This is a genomic window from Pseudomonas sp. B6(2017), from assembly GCF_002112765.1.
GTDB lineage: Bacteria > Pseudomonadota > Gammaproteobacteria > Pseudomonadales > Pseudomonadaceae > Aquipseudomonas > Aquipseudomonas piscis.
In genome coordinates this window covers 348,657-366,462 of the sequence record NZ_NEIQ01000003.1, presented here as the reverse complement: position 1 = coordinate 366,462, position 17,806 = coordinate 348,657, and the positions used below count along the sequence as shown (strand labels likewise).

The 17,806-nt window shown below is 64.9% G+C and carries 15 protein-coding genes; 14 read left to right on the top strand and 1 reads right to left on the bottom strand.

What is annotated here, in order from left to right; translation table 11 throughout:
• Positions 1–49 precede the first annotated feature (49 nt).
• On the bottom strand, positions 50–1,414 hold the full coding sequence (locus CAG11_RS07210) for a formimidoylglutamate deiminase (RefSeq protein ID WP_085595693.1): 1,365 nt from the start codon (positions 1,412–1,414) through the stop codon (positions 50–52).
• 219 nt (positions 1,415–1,633) lie between these two features.
• Between CAG11_RS07210 and hutC the strand changes: the two genes are divergently transcribed.
• The 14 genes from hutC (at position 1,634) to dtd (ending at position 17,693) form a co-directional block, all read left to right on the top strand.
• A complete protein-coding gene (hutC, locus tag CAG11_RS07205) occupies positions 1,634–2,302 on the top strand; it encodes a histidine utilization repressor (RefSeq protein WP_235777293.1) in 669 nt (222 codons plus the stop codon).
• Positions 2,299–2,871 carry a HutD family protein gene (locus tag CAG11_RS07200; protein ID WP_085595691.1) on the top strand — a complete coding sequence of 191 codons (573 nt, stop codon included), beginning with the start codon at positions 2,299–2,301 and terminating at the stop codon, positions 2,869–2,871. Before hutC ends, CAG11_RS07200 begins: the two co-directional genes overlap by 4 nt.
• Positions 2,872–3,282: 411 nt before the next feature.
• Positions 3,283–4,965, top strand: a complete 1,683-nt coding sequence (gene hutU, locus CAG11_RS07195) for a urocanate hydratase (protein ID WP_085595689.1) — start codon at positions 3,283–3,285, stop codon at positions 4,963–4,965.
• A gap of 117 nt (positions 4,966–5,082) precedes the next feature.
• Complete coding sequence (locus CAG11_RS07190) at positions 5,083–6,546, top strand: cytosine permease (protein ID WP_085595687.1); 1,464 nt, start codon at positions 5,083–5,085, stop codon at positions 6,544–6,546.
• Positions 6,547–6,620: 74 nt separating this feature from the next.
• Positions 6,621–7,586: an ABC transporter substrate-binding protein gene (locus CAG11_RS07185; protein WP_022639531.1), complete on the top strand. Its 966-nt coding sequence runs from the start codon at positions 6,621–6,623 to the stop codon at positions 7,584–7,586.
• A gap of 71 nt (positions 7,587–7,657) precedes the next feature.
• Positions 7,658–8,509, top strand: a complete 852-nt coding sequence (locus CAG11_RS07180) for a proline/glycine betaine ABC transporter permease (protein WP_022639532.1) — start codon at positions 7,658–7,660, stop codon at positions 8,507–8,509.
• Positions 8,506–9,333 carry a glycine betaine/L-proline ABC transporter ATP-binding protein gene (locus tag CAG11_RS07175; protein ID WP_053132517.1) on the top strand — a complete coding sequence of 276 codons (828 nt, stop codon included), beginning with the start codon at positions 8,506–8,508 and terminating at the stop codon, positions 9,331–9,333. The genes CAG11_RS07180 and CAG11_RS07175 overlap by 4 nt, the downstream gene beginning before the upstream one ends.
• A 48-nt stretch (positions 9,334–9,381) precedes the next feature.
• Positions 9,382–10,905 carry a histidine ammonia-lyase gene (gene hutH, locus CAG11_RS07170; protein ID WP_085595685.1) on the top strand — a complete coding sequence of 508 codons (1,524 nt, stop codon included), beginning with the start codon at positions 9,382–9,384 and terminating at the stop codon, positions 10,903–10,905.
• Positions 10,906–11,021: 116 nt separating this feature from the next.
• Complete coding sequence (gene hutH / locus CAG11_RS07165; protein ID WP_143494513.1) at positions 11,022–12,560, top strand: histidine ammonia-lyase; 1,539 nt, start codon at positions 11,022–11,024, stop codon at positions 12,558–12,560.
• A gap of 111 nt (positions 12,561–12,671) precedes the next feature.
• Positions 12,672–14,084 (top strand): amino acid permease, encoded by a 1,413-nt coding sequence (locus CAG11_RS07160; protein ID WP_085595683.1) that lies wholly within the window; start codon positions 12,672–12,674, stop codon positions 14,082–14,084.
• 12 nt (positions 14,085–14,096) lie between these two features.
• A complete protein-coding gene (hutI, locus tag CAG11_RS07155; RefSeq protein ID WP_053132508.1) occupies positions 14,097–15,302 on the top strand; it encodes an imidazolonepropionase in 1,206 nt (401 codons plus the stop codon).
• A gap of 10 nt (positions 15,303–15,312) precedes the next feature.
• Positions 15,313–16,116 carry an N-formylglutamate deformylase gene (gene hutG / locus CAG11_RS07150; protein ID WP_085595682.1) on the top strand — a complete coding sequence of 268 codons (804 nt, stop codon included), beginning with the start codon at positions 15,313–15,315 and terminating at the stop codon, positions 16,114–16,116.
• A 171-nt stretch (positions 16,117–16,287) separates the two neighbouring features.
• Complete coding sequence (gene pip / locus CAG11_RS07145) at positions 16,288–17,259, top strand: prolyl aminopeptidase (protein WP_022639538.1); 972 nt, start codon at positions 16,288–16,290, stop codon at positions 17,257–17,259.
• Positions 17,256–17,693 (top strand): D-aminoacyl-tRNA deacylase, encoded by a 438-nt coding sequence (gene dtd / locus CAG11_RS07140; RefSeq protein ID WP_022639539.1) that lies wholly within the window; start codon positions 17,256–17,258, stop codon positions 17,691–17,693. Before pip ends, dtd begins: the two co-directional genes overlap by 4 nt.
• The last annotated feature ends 113 nt before the right edge of the window (positions 17,694–17,806 follow it).

Here is a 17,806-nt window from a genome sequence, read left to right as displayed (position 1 = left end):
GGCTCACGGCCCGCAAGGCGGGCCTGGTGGTTGGCCGGGCCGCCGGGACTCAGCCCAGCAAGTCGCGCAGGACCTGGGCGAAGGCCCGGCTGCTGGTTTCCTCTGCGGCATGTCGACCGTCGCGCACCACCCAGCGCCCGCCAACCATCACATCCCGTACCTGGCGATCGCCACCGGCGAACAACCAGCGGTTGAGAATCCCGTCGGCATTGGCGGTGGCCAGGTAAGGGTCGTTGCCGTCGAGCACCAGCCAGTCGGCGCGGTTGCCCACCGCCAGCGTGCCGATCGCTTGCCCCAGGGCCTGGGCGCCACCATCCAGGGCCGCGTCGTAGAGGGTGCGGCCGACCATGGGCTGGCCTGCCCGGTACAGGCGATTGCGGCGCTGATCCCGCAGGCGCTGGCCATATTCCAGCCAGCGCAATTCCTCCACCACGCTCAACGAGACATGGCTGTCGGAACCGATGCCCAGGCGGCCGCCCTGGGCCAGGAAATCCACTGCGGGGAAGATACCGTCGCCCAGGTTGGCCTCGGTGGTCAGGCACAGGCCGGCGATGGCCCGGCTCCTGGCCATGAGGCTGACTTCCTCGGGGTTGGCATGGGTGGCGTGGACCAGGCACCAGCGCTGGTCCACCGCGACGTTTTCATATAGCCACTGCAAGGGCCGGCGGCCACTCCAGGCCAGGCAGTCATCGACTTCCTTCCGTTGCTCGGCAATGTGGATATGCACCGGGCAGTCCGGGTCGCTGGCGGCCAGCACTTCGCTGATCTGCTGTGGCGTGACTGCGCGCAGCGAGTGGAAGCACAGGCCCAGGTGCTGGTTGGCTTGTCCGGCCAGCAGGGGACGTAGCTGCTGTTGCAGCTTGAGGTAGTGCTCGGTGCTGTTGATGAAGCGGCGCTGGCCGTCGTTGGGCGCCTGGCCACCGAAGCCCGAATGGCTGTACAGCACCGGTAGCAGGGTCAGGCCGATGCCGGTGTCGGTGGCGGCCCGGCTGATCCGGCGCGACAGCTCTGCGGGGTCGGCGTAGGCCTGGCCGTCGGTGTCGTGGTGCACATAGTGGAATTCGGCCACCGAGGTGTAGCCGGCCTTGAGCATTTCGATGTACAGCTGGCGGGCGATGACTTCCAGTTGCTCGGGGCTGATCCTGCCCACCAGGCGGTACATAAGGTCGCGCCAGGTCCAGAAGCTGTCATTGGGGTTGCCGGCCACTTCCGCCAGGCCGGCCATGGCCCGCTGGAAGGCATGGGAGTGCAGGTTGGGCATCCCCGGCAACAGTGGGCCCTTGAGTCGTTCCGCACCCTCTGCGCCCGCGTTGGCCTGGATGTGGCTCAGCTGGCCGTCGGCATCGACTTCAAGACGTACATCATTGGCCCATCCGTCAGGCAGCAGCGCGCGTTCGGCAAAGAAGGCGGACATGGTTCGAGTACCCCATTGTGTGTTATTTGTATATACATATACAGACGTTTGCCTGCCCGGTAAACTCCGGCAAGCTAGGCTTTCGTCGCCAGGCGTCGACCGACCCTGACCACTTTCACCGACCCTCAAGGATTTCCCGTGCCGACCCCGACTGCCAACTCGCCGCTGGCCGCCCACCTGAGCGATAGTCCGGCGCCCTTGTATGCCCGCGTCAAACAGATGATCACCCAGCAGATCGAGAGCGGAAACTGGCCGCCGCACTATCGCGTGCCCTCGGAAAGCGAACTGGTCAGCCAGCTGGGCTTCAGCCGCATGACCATCAACCGTGCGCTGCGCGAGATGACCGCCGAAGGCATGCTGGTGCGCATGCAGGGCGTGGGTACCTTCGTCGCCGAGCCCAAGACCCAGTCGGCATTGTTCGAGGTGCACAACATCGCCGACGAGATCGCCTCCCGCGGTCATCGCCACACCTGCCAGGTCATCACCCTGGGCGAGGAGGCCGCCGGTTCCGAGCGGGCCCTGGCCCTGGACATGCGCGAAGGGCAGAAGGTCTTCCATTCGCTGATCGTGCACTTCGAGAACGACATCCCGGTGCAGATCGAGGATCGCTTCGTCAACGCCCTGGTGGCGCCGGAATACCTCAAGCAAGACTTCACCCTGCAAACGCCCTATGCCTACCTGTCCCAGGTCGCGCCCCTGACCGAGGGCGAGCATGTGGTGGAGGCGATCCTCGCCGAACCTGAAGAATGCAAGTTGCTGCAGATCGAGCGTGGCGAACCCTGCCTGCTGATCCGCCGCCGTACCTGGTCCGGGCGCCAGCCGGTGACCGCCGCGCGGTTGATCCACCCCGGTTCCCGGCATCGCCTCGAAGGACGCTTTCACAAATGATCCGGTCTAGCCTGCTACGCGCCGCCGACTATCCGCGCATGCCCTGGAAGAACGGCGGCGGCAGTACCGAGGAAATCACCCGGGACAGCGGGGCCGGCCTGGAAGGCTTCGGCTGGCGCCTGTCGATCGCCGACATCGGCGAATCCGGCGGTTTCTCCAGCTTCGCCGGCTACCAGCGGGTCATCACCGTGCTGCAGGGCGCTGGCATGCAGCTTTGCGTGGATGGCCAGGATGTGCGCCCGTTGCTGCCCCTGGACCCCTTTGCCTTCAGTGGCGCCAGCCAGGTCAACTGCACTCTGCTGGACGGCGCCATCCGTGATTTCAACCTGATCTACAGCCCCGAGCGCTATATGGCGCGGCTGCAGTGGTTCGATGGCCAGCAGCGCTTCTTCAGCCAGGCCCATACGGTGCTGGTGTTCAGTGCCGCCGAACAGGCCTGGGTCGATGTGGCCGGCGCTGCGGTCCAGGCCCTGGGCCGCTACGATTGCCTGCGCCTGGACGACAATGCCGGCCTGCTGGAAGTTGCCCTCGACGGGCGCTGCTGCGTGATCGAACTCACCAGTATCTGAGTCACCCTTGCTGGCGGGCCAGGGCGTGGCCTGCCAGCTTCCCTTCTAGTCTCCATCACTCTTCTATCCGTGCTTCGGCCTCCTGCTCGAGGCGGCTGGCCCTTGTCCGTTCCCGGGGGCGGATCCTGTTCCTGACAGCGCACCAATCTGTTACCGAATGCCCCAGCAGTGGGCAAAACCTGCCCCTGGTAACAACCAGCGGGAGCGTCGATTGATACCCGAGGGAAAATTCATTCAAGGCCGAGGAGCCCGATCTAGAAGGTTTCCAGGCGTTTTTCGGTGATTGTTCCAGGTGGCCTGGACAGAGTTGGCCGCTTGATTGCATATGCTTGTATGTACAAGTAAATATGTGTGCGTAAGAGTCGATGCCATCCTCTTCGCACCTTGGGCTCATCGTCGAGGAGGTTTTCCGTGGCTGACAACAAATTCACCAAATACCGGAACGTAGAAATCCGTGCCCCGCGTGGCAACAAGCTGACCGCCAAGAGCTGGCTGACCGAAGCGCCGCTGCGCATGCTGATGAACAACCTCGATCCGGAAGTCGCCGAGAACCCCAAGGAGCTGGTGGTCTACGGCGGCATTGGGCGCGCGGCGCGCAACTGGGAGTGCTACGACAAGATCGTCGAGAGCCTCACCCACCTGAATGACGACGAGACCCTGCTGGTGCAGTCCGGCAAGCCGGTCGGCGTGTTCAAGACCCACGCCAACGCCCCGCGCGTGCTGATCGCCAACTCCAACCTGGTGCCGCATTGGGCCAACTGGGAACACTTCAACGAACTGGATGCCAAGGGCCTGGCCATGTACGGCCAGATGACCGCCGGCAGCTGGATCTACATCGGCAGCCAGGGCATCGTCCAGGGCACCTACGAAACCTTCGTCGAAGCTGGTCGCCAGCACTACGGCGGCAGCCTCAAGGGGCGCTGGGTACTGACCGCGGGCCTGGGCGGCATGGGCGGCGCCCAGCCACTGGCCGCGACCCTGGCCGGCGCCTGCTCGCTGAACATCGAATGTCAGCAGAGCCGCATCGACTTCCGCCTGCAGACCCGCTATGTCGATGAACAAGCCAAGGATCTGGACGACGCCCTGGCGCGTATCGCCAAGTACACCGCCGAAGGCCGCGCCATTTCCATCGCCCTGCACGGCAACGCCGCCGAAATCCTGCCCGAGCTGGTCAAGCGTGGCGTGCGCCCGGACATGGTCACCGACCAGACCAGCGCCCACGACCCGCTCAACGGTTACCTGCCGGCCGGCTGGAGCTGGGAGCAGTACCGCGATCGCGCACAGACCGAACCGGCTGCCGTGGTGAAAGCCGCCAAGCAATCGATGGCCGTGCACGTGCAAGCCATGCTCGACTTCCAGAAGCAGGGTATCCCGACCTTCGACTATGGCAACAACATCCGCCAGATGGCCAAGGAAGAGGGCGTGGCCAACGCCTTCGACTTCCCGGGCTTCGTCCCGGCCTACATCCGCCCACTGTTCTGCCGTGGCATCGGCCCGTTCCGCTGGGCGGCGCTGTCCGGCGATCCGCAGGACATCTACAAGACCGACGCCAAGGTCAAGGAGCTGATCCCGGACGACGCCCACCTGCACAACTGGCTGGACATGGCTCGCGAGCGCATCAGCTTCCAGGGCCTGCCGGCGCGTATCTGCTGGGTCGGCCTGGGCCAGCGCGCCAAGCTGGGCCTGGCATTCAACGAAATGGTCCGGCGCGGTGAGCTGTCGGCACCGATCGTCATCGGCCGCGACCACCTGGACTCCGGTTCGGTGTCCAGCCCGAACCGTGAAACCGAATCGATGCAGGACGGTTCCGATGCCGTGTCCGACTGGCCGCTGCTCAACGCCCTGCTCAATACCGCCAGTGGCGCGACCTGGGTTTCCCTGCATCACGGCGGCGGCGTCGGCATGGGCTTCTCCCAGCACTCGGGCATGGTCATCGTCTGCGACGGCAGCGATGAAGCCGCCGAGCGTATCGCTCGCGTCCTGACCAACGATCCGGGCACCGGCGTGATGCGCCATGCCGATGCCGGCTACCAGATCGCCATCGACTGCGCCAAGGAGCAGGGCCTGAACCTGCCGATGATCACCGGCAATTGACACTCCGGCGGTTCGCCGCCAGGACCAGGGAAGGAGCCGCCGCACCTCGCAGTGCGGCGGTTCGGTCCATGTAGCAGAGCTTTGACATGACAAGAATCCCCCGGGAGAACAATAACGATGTCCACGGCCAGTGATAGCTCCAAACCCCTGATCGAGCGGCGGTCGATCAACTACATTCCCGAAGCCGAACGCCACGGCAAGCTCTACAGCCAGTTCACCCTGTGGCTGGGCGCCAATCTGCAGATCACCGCCATCGTCACCGGCGCCCTGGCCGTGGTGCTGGGCGGCGACGTGTTCTGGTCGTTGATCGGCCTGTTCGTCGGCCAGTTGCTGGGCGGCGGCGTCATGGCCCTGCATGCCGCGCAAGGACCCAAGCTCGGCCTGCCGCAGATGATCTCCAGCCGGGTGCAGTTCGGCGTCTACGGCGCGGCGATCCCGATCGTGCTGGTATGCCTGATGTACCTGGGCTTCACCGCCACCGGCACGGTGCTGTCCGGCCAGGCCCTGGGCCAGCTGTTCGGCGTCAGCGACAGCCTCGGCATCCTGATCTTCGCCAGCGTCATCGTCCTGGTGACCGTGCTTGGCTACCGGGTCATCCATTTCATCGGCCGGGTCGCCAGCGTCATCGGCGTCATTGCCTTCGTCTACCTGTTCAGCCGCCTCATGGGCCAGACCGATGTCGGCGCGCTCCTGGAGATCCGTCACTTCAGCTGGGCGAGCTTCCTGCTGGCGGTATCCCTCGCCGCTTCCTGGCAGATCGCCTTCGGCCCCTACGTGGCCGACTACTCGCGCTACCTGCCGAGCAAGACGTCCTCGGTGAAGACCTTCCTCGCCGTGGGCGCCGGCTCGGTGATCGGCGCCCAGGTAGCGATGATCCTCGGTGTGTTCGCCGCGGCCATGGCCAACGGGCAGTTCGCCGGGCGTGAAGTGGCCTACATCGTCGGCCTCAGTGGCAGTGGCGCCACCGCGGCGCTGCTGTACTTCAGCATCGCCTTCGGCAAGATCACCATCTCGACGCTGAACTCCTACGGCAGCTTCATGTGCATCGCCACCATCATCAGCGGCTTGCGTGGCCACCTGGAGGTGACGCGCCTGCAGCGCCTGGTGTTCGTGCTGGTCATCGTCGGCGCCGCGACCCTGATCGCCCTGCTCGGCCAGCATTCGTTCCTGGGGGCATTCAAGTCCTTCATCCTGTTCCTGCTGGCCTTCTTCACCCCCTGGAGCGCGGTGAACCTGGTGGACTACTACTGCATCACCCGCGAGAACTACGACGTGCCGGCGCTGGCCGATCCCAATGGCCGCTATGGCCGGTGGAACATGCTGGGTATCAGCGTCTATGTGATCGGCGTGCTGGTACAGCTGCCGTTCATCAGCACCAAGTTCTATACCGGGCCGCTGGTGGAGGTACTGGGTGGCGTGGATATCTCCTGGATCATCGGCCTGGTGGTGCCGGCGGCGCTGTACTACGTCTGTGCCAGGAAATGGCATGGCGCGGTGCCCGAAAAACTGATCCTGCCGCCCGAGCAGGACGCCGCCAACGAACAAGAAATCGCTGGAACCCGCCGCGCCACCGCGGTGTGAGTCCGATTGGACGTGGACAGGGCTGGATGCCTCTTGACTGCCGTAAGCCAACCCATGTTTAGGAGCGTCACATAATGAAAAAACACAAGACCCTGCTGACCACGTTGTTGTCCATGGGCCTTCTGGCCGCGTCCGGCGCCCAGGCGGCTGGCTGGTGCGAGTCGGGCAAGCCGGTGAAGTTCGCTGGCTTGAACTGGGAAAGCGGCATGCTGCTCACCGATGTCCTGCAGTTCGTCCTGGAGAAGGGCTACGGCTGCAAGACCGACAGCTTGCCGGGCAACTCCATCACCATGGAGAACGCCTTGGGCAGCAACGACATCCAGGTCTTCGCCGAAGAATGGGTAGGGCGCAGCGAGGTTTGGAACAAGGCCGAGAAGGCCGGCAAGGTGGTCGGCGTCGGCGCGCCGGTGGTGGGCGCCGTCGAAGGTTGGTACGTGCCGCGCTATGTGATCGAGGGCGATGCCAAGCGCAAGCTCGAGGCCAAGGCCCCGGACCTGAAGAACGTCGCCGACCTGGCCAAGTACGCCAGTGTCTTCAAGGACCCGGAAGAGCCGGCCAAGGGCCGCTTCTACAACTGCCCGGCCGGCTGGACCTGCGAGCTGGACAACAGCGAGATGCTCAAGGGCTACGGCCTGGAAAACAGCTACACCAACTTCCGCCCCGGCACCGGCCCGGCCCTGGATGCCGCAGTGCTGTCGAGCTACAAGCGCGGCGAGCCGATCCTGTTCTACTACTGGACGCCAACCCCGCTCATGGGCCAGGTGGACGTGGTCAAGCTGGAGGAGAAACCCGGCGTCGACAAGAGCGTGAGTATCAAGGTCGGCCTGTCCAGGACCTTTCACGATGAGGCGCCGGAGCTGGTGGAGGTACTGGCCAAGGTCAACCTGCCGATCGACCTGCTCAACCAGAACCTGGCGCGCATGACCAAGGAGCGCATCGAGTCGCCGAAACTGGCGAAAACCTTTCTCAAGGAACATCCTGAGGTCTGGCACGCCTGGGTGAGCGAAGAAGCCGCCAGGAAGGTCGACGCGGCCCTGTAGGTCGGGCCTCTGCGGCGGCCCTGGAGGTCGCCGGAAGCTGGACTACAACCTCCTTTGATCGAGAGTTTCCTATGTTTCCAGAAAGCTTCACGTTTTCCATCGCCGACTGGGTCAACGGCTGGGTCGATTCGCTGGTGACCAACTATGGCGACGTGTTCCGGCACATCTCCGATACCCTGCTATGGGCCATCGTCAACCTCGAAGGCCTGCTGCGCATGGCGCCCTGGTGGCTGATGCTGGGCATCGTCGGCGTCGTGGCCTGGCATTCGACCCGCAAGTGGCTGACCACCCTGGTGATCGTCGGCCTGCTGTTCCTGGTGGGGGCCGTCGGCCTGTGGGACAAGCTGATGCAGACCCTGGCCCTGATGCTGGTGGCCACGCTGATCTCGGTGCTGATCGGCATTCCCCTGGGGATCCTCTCGGCTCGCAGCGACCGCCTGCGCTCGGTGCTGATGCCGTTGCTGGACATCATGCAGACCATGCCCAGCTTCGTGTACCTGATCCCGGTGCTGATGCTGTTCGGCCTGGGCAAGGTGCCGGCGATCTTCGCCACGGTGATCTACGCCGCGCCGCCGCTGATCCGCCTCACCGACTTGGGGATCCGCCAGGTCGACGGCGAGGTGATGGAGGCGATCAACGCCTTTGGCGCCAACCGCTGGCAGCAACTGTTCGGCGTGCAGCTGCCGCTGGCCCTGCCGAGCATCATGGCCGGGATCAACCAGACCACCATGATGGCCCTGTCGATGGTGGTGATCGCCTCGATGATCGGCGCCCGTGGCCTGGGCGAGGACGTGCTGGTGGGGATCCAGACCCTCAACGTCGGCCGTGGCCTGGAAGCGGGCCTGGCGATCGTGATTCTCGCGGTGGTGATCGACCGCATTACCCAGGCCTACGGCCGGCCACGGCATGAGGTGAGCAAATGAGCGCGCAGGTCAGCAAGATCGAGGTGAAGAATGTCTTCAAGATCTTCGGCAACCGCGCCGAGGACGCCCTGCGGTTGATCCAGCAGCAACGCAGCAAGGAGCAGGTGCTGGCCGAGACCGGCTGCGTGGTGGGGGTCAACGACCTGTCGCTGTCCATCGGCAGTGGCGAGATCTTCGTCATCATGGGTTTGTCCGGCTCTGGCAAGTCGACCCTGGTGCGCCATTTCAACCGCCTGATCGACCCGACCAGCGGGCAGATCCTGGTGGACGGCGAAGACATCCTGCAGTACGACATGGATGCCCTGCGCGACTTCCGCCGGCGCAAGATCAGCATGGTGTTCCAGAGCTTCGGCCTGTTGCCCCATCGCAATGTGCTGGACAACGTCGCCTATGGCCTGAAGGTTCGTGGTGAAGGCAAGCAGCTGTGCGTCGAGCGCGCCCAGCACTGGATCAACACCGTGGGCCTCAAGGGCTACGAGAAGAAATACCCGCACCAGCTGTCCGGCGGCATGCGCCAGCGGGTCGGCCTGGCCCGGGCGCTGGCCGCGGACACCGACATCATCCTCATGGACGAGGCCTTCAGCGCCCTCGACCCGTTGATCCGCGCCGAAATGCAGGACCAGTTGCTGGAGCTGCAGAAGACCCTGCACAAGACCATCGTCTTCATCACCCATGACCTGGACGAGGCGGTACGCATCGGCAATCGCATCGCCATTCTCAAGGATGGCCGGCTGATCCAGGTGGGAACGCCGAAGGAGATCCTGCATGCGCCGGCCGACGACTACGTCGACCGCTTCGTCCAGCGCCGGGCGGCGACCGCATGACGGGCCGCCTCGCAATACACCACGGGATCACCCAGTACGAGGTTGGACATGTCCCAGGCTGAAACTATCGTTGTCGCCGACGCCCCGGTGGGTTGGCAGGATGTGGTGGCCGTCGCCCGCCACGGGGCGCGGCTGGAGCTATCGCCCCAGGCCTGGGCGCGAATCGACAACGCCCAGGCCATCGTTCGCCAGGTGGTGGAGAACGGTGAGCGGGCCTATGGCATCAGTACCGGCCTGGGGGCGCTGTGCAACGTACTGCTGGCCGGCGAACAGCTCAGCCAGTTGTCGCGCAATACCCTGCTCAGCCACGCCTGTGGCGTGGGGCCGGCGCTGCCCGACGAGCAGGCCCGGGCCATCCTCTGCGCGGCGGTGATCAACTACAGCCATGGCAAGTCCGGCATCCACCGGCAGGTGGTCGAGGCCCTGCTGGCGCTGCTCAACCGCGGCATCACCCCGCAGGTGCCGTCCCAGGGCTCGGTGGGTTACCTGACGCACATGGCCCATATCGGCATCGCCCTGCTCGGGGTCGGCCTGGTCAGCTATCGCGGGCGCATCATGGCCGCGGCGCAGGCCCTGGCCGAAGAGGGGCTGCAGCCGGTGCAACTGGGCGCCAAGGACGGGCTGTGCCTGGTCAATGGCACGCCCTGCATGACCGGCCTTGCCTGCCTGGCCCTGGCCGATGCCGAGCGCTTGCTGCAATGGGCCGACGTGATCGGCGCCATGAGCTTCGAGGCACAGCGTGGCCAGATCGCCGCTTTCGACCCGGAAATCATCGCCCTCAAGGCCCACCCCGGCATGCAGCAGGTGGGTGGCAACCTGCTGGCCTTGCTCGAGCGCAGCGAGGTGATCGCCGCCAGCAAGGGCCTGCGCACCCAGGATGCCCTGAGCATCCGCTCCATTCCCCAGGTCCATGGCGCTGCCCGGGACCAGTGGGCCCATGCCGCGAAGCAGGTGCAGACCGAACTCGAATCGGCCACCGACAACCCGCTGCTGCTGGGGACTCCCGAACACTATCGGGTGGTCTCCCAGGCCAATCCCCATGGCCAGTCGGTGGCCATGGCGGCCGACGTGCTGGCCATCGCCATGGCCGAGATCGGCTCCATCGCCGAACGGCGCCTGGACCGCTTGATCAATCCCCATGTCAGCGGCCTGCCGGCGTTCCTGGTGAGCGAGCCCGGGGTCAATTCCGGAATGATGATCGTGCAGTACGTCGCCGCTTCGCTGTGCGCGCAGAACCGCCAGTTGGCCCAGCCGGCGGTGCTCGACAACTACGTGACTTCAGGCCTGCAGGAAGACCACCTGAGCCTGGGCACCAATGCCGCGCTGAAGCTGCACCAGGTGCTGGAGAACTGCACCCGGATCCTCGCCATCGAGTACCTGCTGGCGGCCCAGGCTTTCGAATTTCTCAAGGAACAGCGTTTCGGCGCCGGCACCGGGCTTGCCTGGAGCCTGCTGCGCGAACGAGTCCCGGCCTATCACCAGGACCGCTGGCTGGCCCCCGACATCGCCAGTGCGGCGGCGCTGCTCAAGGAGCCGGCGCTGCTGGGCAGGCATTTTCCGAAGTTGCAATAAAAGGTTCTTCCCATAGCCAGCGTGCCAAGGCGCCGCCTGCCCGACTTGGTGGGTGACGACGGATAACGGATGTTTCCGGAGCGACTGGTAGTTATTACAAAACTCTCAAAAGGAGCATGAATGTGACTGCGCTAAACCTGATTCCCGGTCAACTGAGCCTGGCCCAACTGCGGGCCATCTACCAGCAGCCGCTGAGCCTGACCCTGGACGACAGCGCCTCGGCGCAGATCGACGCCAGCGTGGCTTGTGTCGAGCAGATCCTCGCCGAGAAACGCACCGCCTATGGGATCAACACCGGTTTCGGCCTCCTGGCGTCGACCCGTATCGCCAGCGCCGACCTGGAGAACCTCCAGCGCTCCCTGGTGCTGTCCCATGCCGCGGGCGTCGGCGAGCCCATCAGCGACGATCTGGTGCGCCTGATCATGGTGCTCAAGGTCAACAGCCTGAGCCGCGGTTTTTCCGGCATCCGCCGCCAGGTGATCGATGCCCTGATCGCGCTGATCAATGCCGAGGTCTACCCGCATATCCCGCTCAAGGGGTCGGTGGGCGCATCCGGCGACCTGGCGCCGTTGGCGCACATGTCCCTGGTGCTGCTGGGCGAAGGCAAGGCCCGCTACAAGGGTGAGTGGCTGGACGCCCCGGCGGCCTTGAAAGTCGCCGGCCTGGCACCGTTGACCCTGGCGGCCAAGGAGGGCCTGGCGTTGCTCAACGGCACCCAGGTATCCACCGCCTTCGCCCTGCGTGGCCTGTTCGAAGCCGAGGACCTGTTTGCCGGGGCCCTGGTTTGCGGTGGCCTGACCGTGGAAGCGGTGCTGGGTTCGCGTTCGCCGTTCGATGCACGGATCCATGCCGCCCGGGGCCAGCGTGGGCAGATCGATAGCGCTGCGGCCTATCGCGCGTTGCTGGGCGAGCGCAGCGAGGTATCCGCTTCGCACCAGAACTGCGACAAGGTCCAGGATCCGTATTCTTTGCGCTGCCAGCCCCAGGTGATGGGCGCCTGCCTGACCCAGTTGCGCCAGGCCGCCGAGGTGCTGGTGGTGGAAGCCAACGCCGTATCCGACAACCCGTTGGTGTTCGCCGCCGAAGGCGACGTGATCTCCGGTGGCAACTTCCACGCCGAGCCGGTGGCGATGGCTGCCGACAACATGGCCCTGGCCATCAGCGAGATCGGGTCCCTGAGCGAGCGTCGCATCTCGCTGATGATGGACAAGCACATGTCGCAGTTGCCGCCGTTCCTGGTGGCCAATGGCGGGGTCAACTCCGGCTTCATGATCGCCCAGGTCACCGCCGCGGCCCTGGCCAGCGAAAACAAGGCCCTGGCCCACCCGCATTCGGTGGACAGCCTGCCGACCTCGGCGAACCAGGAAGACCACGTGTCCATGGCTCCGGCTGCGGGCAAGCGCCTGTGGGAAATGGCCGAGAACACCCGCGGCATCCTCGCCGTGGAATGGCTGGCGGCCTGCCAGGGCCTGGACCTGCGCGAAGGCCTGAAGTCCTCGCCGACCCTGGAACAGGCCCGCGCCACCCTGCGCGAGCAGGTGGCCTACTACGAGAAGGACCGCTTCTTCGCGCCGGATATCAATGCCGCCAGTGACTTGCTGGCCTCGCGCTGCCTGACCGGCTTGCTGCCGGCCGGCCTGCTGCCGAGCCTGTAACCTCGGCCAGCGGCCCTGGGTCGCTGTCCAGCCAGACGCGGAACGTCTGCTTCAGCCACCGTGCACCGGCGTGCGCGGTGGTTGTCCAATAACAATAAAAGGGACGAAGACATGCAATCGCAAGAAACAGGATTACGGCGCGGCCTGACGGCGCGCCACATACGTTTCATGGCATTGGGGTCGGCCATCGGCACCGGGTTGTTCTATGGTTCCGCCTCGGCCATCCAGATGGCCGGGCCGGCTGTGTTGCTCGCCTACCTGATCGGTGGCGCGGCGGTATTCATGGTGATGCGCGCCCTGGGCGAGATGGCGGTGCACAACCCGGTGTCCGGCTCGTTCGGCCACTACGCCAGCCAGTACCTGGGGCCATTGCCGGGGTTCATCCTGGGCTGGACCTATGCCTTCGAGATGCTGATCGTCTGCCTGGCGGACGTGACTGCCTTCGGCATCTACATGGGCTTCTGGTTTCCCGAGGTGGAGCGCTGGATCTGGGTGCTGTCCATCGTGCTGTTCATCGGAGCGCTGAACCTGTGCAACGTCAAGGTCTTCGGCGAGATGGAGTTCTGGCTGTCGTTGCTCAAGGTCGGGGCCATCGTGGCGATGATCCTCGGCGGCGTCGGCATCATGCTGTTCGGGATCGGCAGCGCGAGCCAGGAGCAGGCCACAGGGCTCGGCAACCTCTGGAGCCATGGCGGGTTCATGCCCAATGGCATCAGCGGGGTGATCGCCTCCTTCGCGGTGGTGATGTTCGCCTTCGGCGGCATCGAGATCATCGGGGTCACCGCTGGCGAGGCCAAGGACCCGCAGCGCGTCATTCCCAAGGCCATCAATGCCGTGCCCATGCGCATCCTGCTGTTCTACGTGCTGACGCTGCTGGTGCTGATGGCGATCTTCCCCTGGCCGCAGATCGGTACCCAGGGCAGCCCTTTCGTGCAGATCTTCGATAGCCTGGGGATCGGCTCGGCGGCGACCATTCTCAATATCGTGGTGATCTCCGCGGCGGTGTCGGCCATCAACAGCGATATCTTCGGTGCCGGCCGCATGATGTATGGCCTGGCCCAGCAGGGGCAGGCGCCCAAGGGTTTTGCCCAGGTCTCCAGGCACGGGGTGCCGTGGATGACCGTGGTGGTGATGGCGGCGACCCTGCTGATCGGCGTGGTGCTCAACTACCTGATTCCGGAGAACATCTTCCTCTTGATCGCTTCCCTGGCCACTTTCGCCACGGTCTGGGTATGGCTGATGATCCTGCTGACCCATGTGGCCATGCGCCGCTCCATGACCGCCGAGCAGGTGGCCGGGCTGCAATTCAAGGTACCGTTCTGGCCCTGGGCGCCGGCGGCGGCCATTGCCTTCATGCTGTTCATCTTCGCTGTCCTGGGCTACTTCCCCAAGACCCAGGCGGCGCTGCTGGTGGGCGTGGTGTGGATCGTGCTGCTGGTGCTGGCCTACAGGCTCTGGGTCAAGCCGGTAGCTGGCCAGGCGCGTTCCAGCGACGGCCACTCTTCTTTAACTATTGATCATTGACGGAGGCCTTGGATGAAGACTCTTTGGCAACACTGCAACGTCGCCAGCATGGCCCTGGGTAGCTACTCGATCATCGAGGATGCGGCCATCGTGACGTCAGGGGCGCACATCGAGTGGATCGGCCGGCGCGAACAGCTGCCGGCCAGCGATTACCAGCAGGTCCACGACCTGGCGGGCGCCTGGGTGACCCCGGGCCTGATCGACTGCCACACCCATACGGTGTTCGGTGGCAATCGCAGCGGCGAGTTCGAGCAGCGCCTGCAAGGGGTGAGCTATGCCGAGATCGCCGCCGCCGGTGGCGGGATCGCCAGCACCGTGCGCGCGACCCGGGCGGCCAGCGAGGACGAATTGTTCGCCAGTGCCCGCAAGCGCTTGCTGAGCCTGATGCGCGATGGCGTCACCAGCATCGAGATCAAGTCCGGTTATGGCCTGGACCTTTCCAGCGAACGCAAGATCCTGCGGGTGATCCGCCGGCTCGGCGAGGAACTGCCGGTCAGCGTGCGCAGCACCTGCCTGGCGGCCCATGCCCTGCCGCCGGAATATGCCGAGCGTGCCGACGACTATATCGAGCACATCTGCAGCGAGATGCTTCCGGCCCTGGCAGCCGAGGGGCTGGTGGACGCCGTGGATGCCTTCTGCGAATACCTGGCGTTCTCCCCGGCCCAGGTGGAGCGGGTGTTCATCGCCGCGCAAAAACTCGGCCTGCCGGTCAAGCTGCATGCCGAGCAATTGTCCTCGCTGCATGGTTCGAGCCTGGCGGCGCGCTACCAGGCCCTGTCCGCCGATCACCTGGAGTTCATGACCGAGGACGATGCCATCGCCATGGCCGCCTCGGGCACCGTGGCGGTGTTGTTGCCGGGGGCGTTCTACTTCCTGCGCGAGACCCAGTTGCCACCGATGGAAGCACTGCGCAAGCACGGGGTGAAGATCGCCCTGGCCAGCGACCTCAACCCAGGGACCTCGCCGGCGCTGTCGGTACGCCTGATGCTGAACATGGCCTGCACCTGTTTTCGCATGACGCCCGAGGAAGCCCTGGCCGGAGTCACCCTGCACGCGGCCAAGGCCCTGGGAATGGACAAGACCCACGGTTCGCTGGAGGTGGGCAAGGTGGCGGATTTCGTCGCCTGGCAAATAGATCGTCCCGCCGACCTGGCCTACTGGCTGGGCGGCGACCTGGAAAAGCGCGTGGTGCGCCACGGCGTCGAAGTGACTGTGTAGGAGAAGGCTTGTGGAAAAGGTTCTGAGCTTCAAACAAGGTCGGGTGCCACTGTTGATCAGCATGCCCCATGCCGGTACGCGCCTGACCCCGGCGGTGGCCGCCGGGCTGGTACCCCAGGCGCAGAGCCTGCCGGACACCGACTGGCATATCCCGCGGTTGTACGAGTTCGCCCAGGAGTTGGGGGCCAGCGTCCTGACGGCCGAGTACTCGCGTTTTGTCATCGACCTGAACCGGCCGTCCGACGACAAGCCTCTGTATGTCGGCGCTACCACGGGCCTGTACCCGGCGACCCTGTTCGACGGCGAGCCGCTGTTCGTCGAAGGCCAGGCTCCATCGAAGGCGGAGCGCGATCAGTACTTGGAGCAGATCTGGGGGCCATACCATCGGACCCTGCAAGACGAGCTGGCGCGGCTCAAGGCCGAATTCGGCTATGCCATGCTGTTCGATGCCCACTCGATCCGTTCGCTGATCCCGCACCTGTTCGAGGGCAAGCTGCCGGACTTCAACCTCGGTACCTTCAACGGTGCCAGCTGCGATCCGCAACTGGCCGGGCGCCTGGAGGGCATCTGCGCTGGCCATGGCGGCTACACCCATGTGCTCAACGGGCGCTTCAAGGGCGGGCACATCACCCGTCACTACGGCGATCCGGCGGAGCATGTGCATGCGGTACAGCTGGAGCTGGCGCAAAGCACCTATATGGAAGAGTTCGACCCCTTCCGTTACCGCGAGGACCTGGCGGCGCCGACCCAGGTGGTGCTCAAGGAACTGCTGCAAGGCCTGCTGGCCTGGGGCCGCGAGCGCTACGGTCGCTGAGCTGCCAGGGCAGAAGCGAGCCCGGCCAAGCGCCGGGCTCGAGCTGTGGATGAGGCCAACAACCCCATTTTTCTCAAGGACATGCTCATTGCGTAATTCGGGTTTATGATGCCGGACGGCAGCATGAATGAAGTCCCTTCAGGGATGACCCCGACCTCCACGGAGCGCGTAATGAAGACTTTGTACCCACAGATCAAACCCTATGCCCGGCACGATCTGGCCGTCGACGAACCCCATGTGCTGTATGTCGACGAAAGCGGTTCGCCGGAAGGCTTGCCGGTGGTGTTCCTTCATGGTGGCCCGGGGGCCGGCTGCGACGGCGCGAGCCGCTGCTACTTCGATCCGACCCTGTACCGCATCGTCACCTTCGACCAGCGCGGCTGCGGACGCTCCAGTCCCCATGCCAGCCTGGAGAACAACACCACCTGGGACCTGGTGGCCGACCTGGAGCGCATCCGCGAGCACCTGGGCATCGACAAGTGGGTACTGTTCGGTGGCTCATGGGGCTCGACCCTGGCCCTGGCCTATGCCCAGACCCATCCCGATCGGGTGCTTGGCCTGGTCGTGCGGGGGATCTTCCTGGCTCGTCCCCAGGAGATCCAGTGGTACTACCAGTGCGGTGCCAGCCGCCTGTTCCCCGACTACTGGCAAGACTACGTGGCGCCAATTCCCCTGGAGGAGCGGCACGACCTGGTCAGCGCCTTCCACAAGCGCCTGACCGGCAACGACCAGATCGCCCAAATGCACGCGGCCAAGGCCTGGTCCGGCTGGGAAGGGCGCACCGCGACCCTGCGTCCCAACCCGCTGGTGGTGGATCGCTTCTCCGAACCGCAGCGCGCCTTGTCGATTGCCCGGATCGAGTGCCACTACTTCATCAACAACGCCTTCCTCGAACCTGACCAGCTGATCCGCGACATGGGCAAGATCGCCCATCTGCCGGGGATCATCATCCATGGGCGCTACGATGTGATCTGCCCGCTGGACAACGCTTGGGAACTGCACCAGGCCTGGCCCAACAGCGAGCTGCAGGTGATTCGCGATGCCGGCCATGCCGCTTCCGAGCCGGGTATCACCGACGCCCTGGTGCGGGCCACCGACCAGCTGGCCCGGCGCCTGCTCGACCTGCCGCCCGAAGAAGCATGAAGGGGCTGTTGCAGCGCGTGGCCGGCGCGCGCGTGGAAGTGGCCGGTGAAATCGTCGGTGCGGTAGACCAGGGCCTGCTGGTGCTGGTGGCGGTAGAGCCTGGGGATACCCGGGCCAACGCCGACAAACTCCTGCATAAGCTGCTTAACTATCGGGTGTTCAGTGATGCCGAGGGCAAGATGAACCTGTCCCTGGCCGATGTGCAGGGCGGCCTGCTGCTGGTCTCGCAGTTCACCCTGGCGGCGGACACCAAGAGTGGGTTGCGCCCGAGCTTTTCCACGGCGGCGCCTCCGGCCCTTGGCGAGGAGCTTTTCGACTACTTGTTAGTGAAGGCGCAACAGTTGCATGGCAAAGTGGCATCAGGACGCTTTGGTGCGGACATGCAGGTACATCTGGTCAACGATGGGCCAGTGACCTTCCTGTTACACACCTGAAGGTGTCCGAAACATCTTTTTCTACCGTTTTCGGCCGGAAACTGCTGTTTTTCACGATAAATACTTTGTTACCCCTGATGCGTTGTAACGCGGCCTACTAGATAATCGCGCGC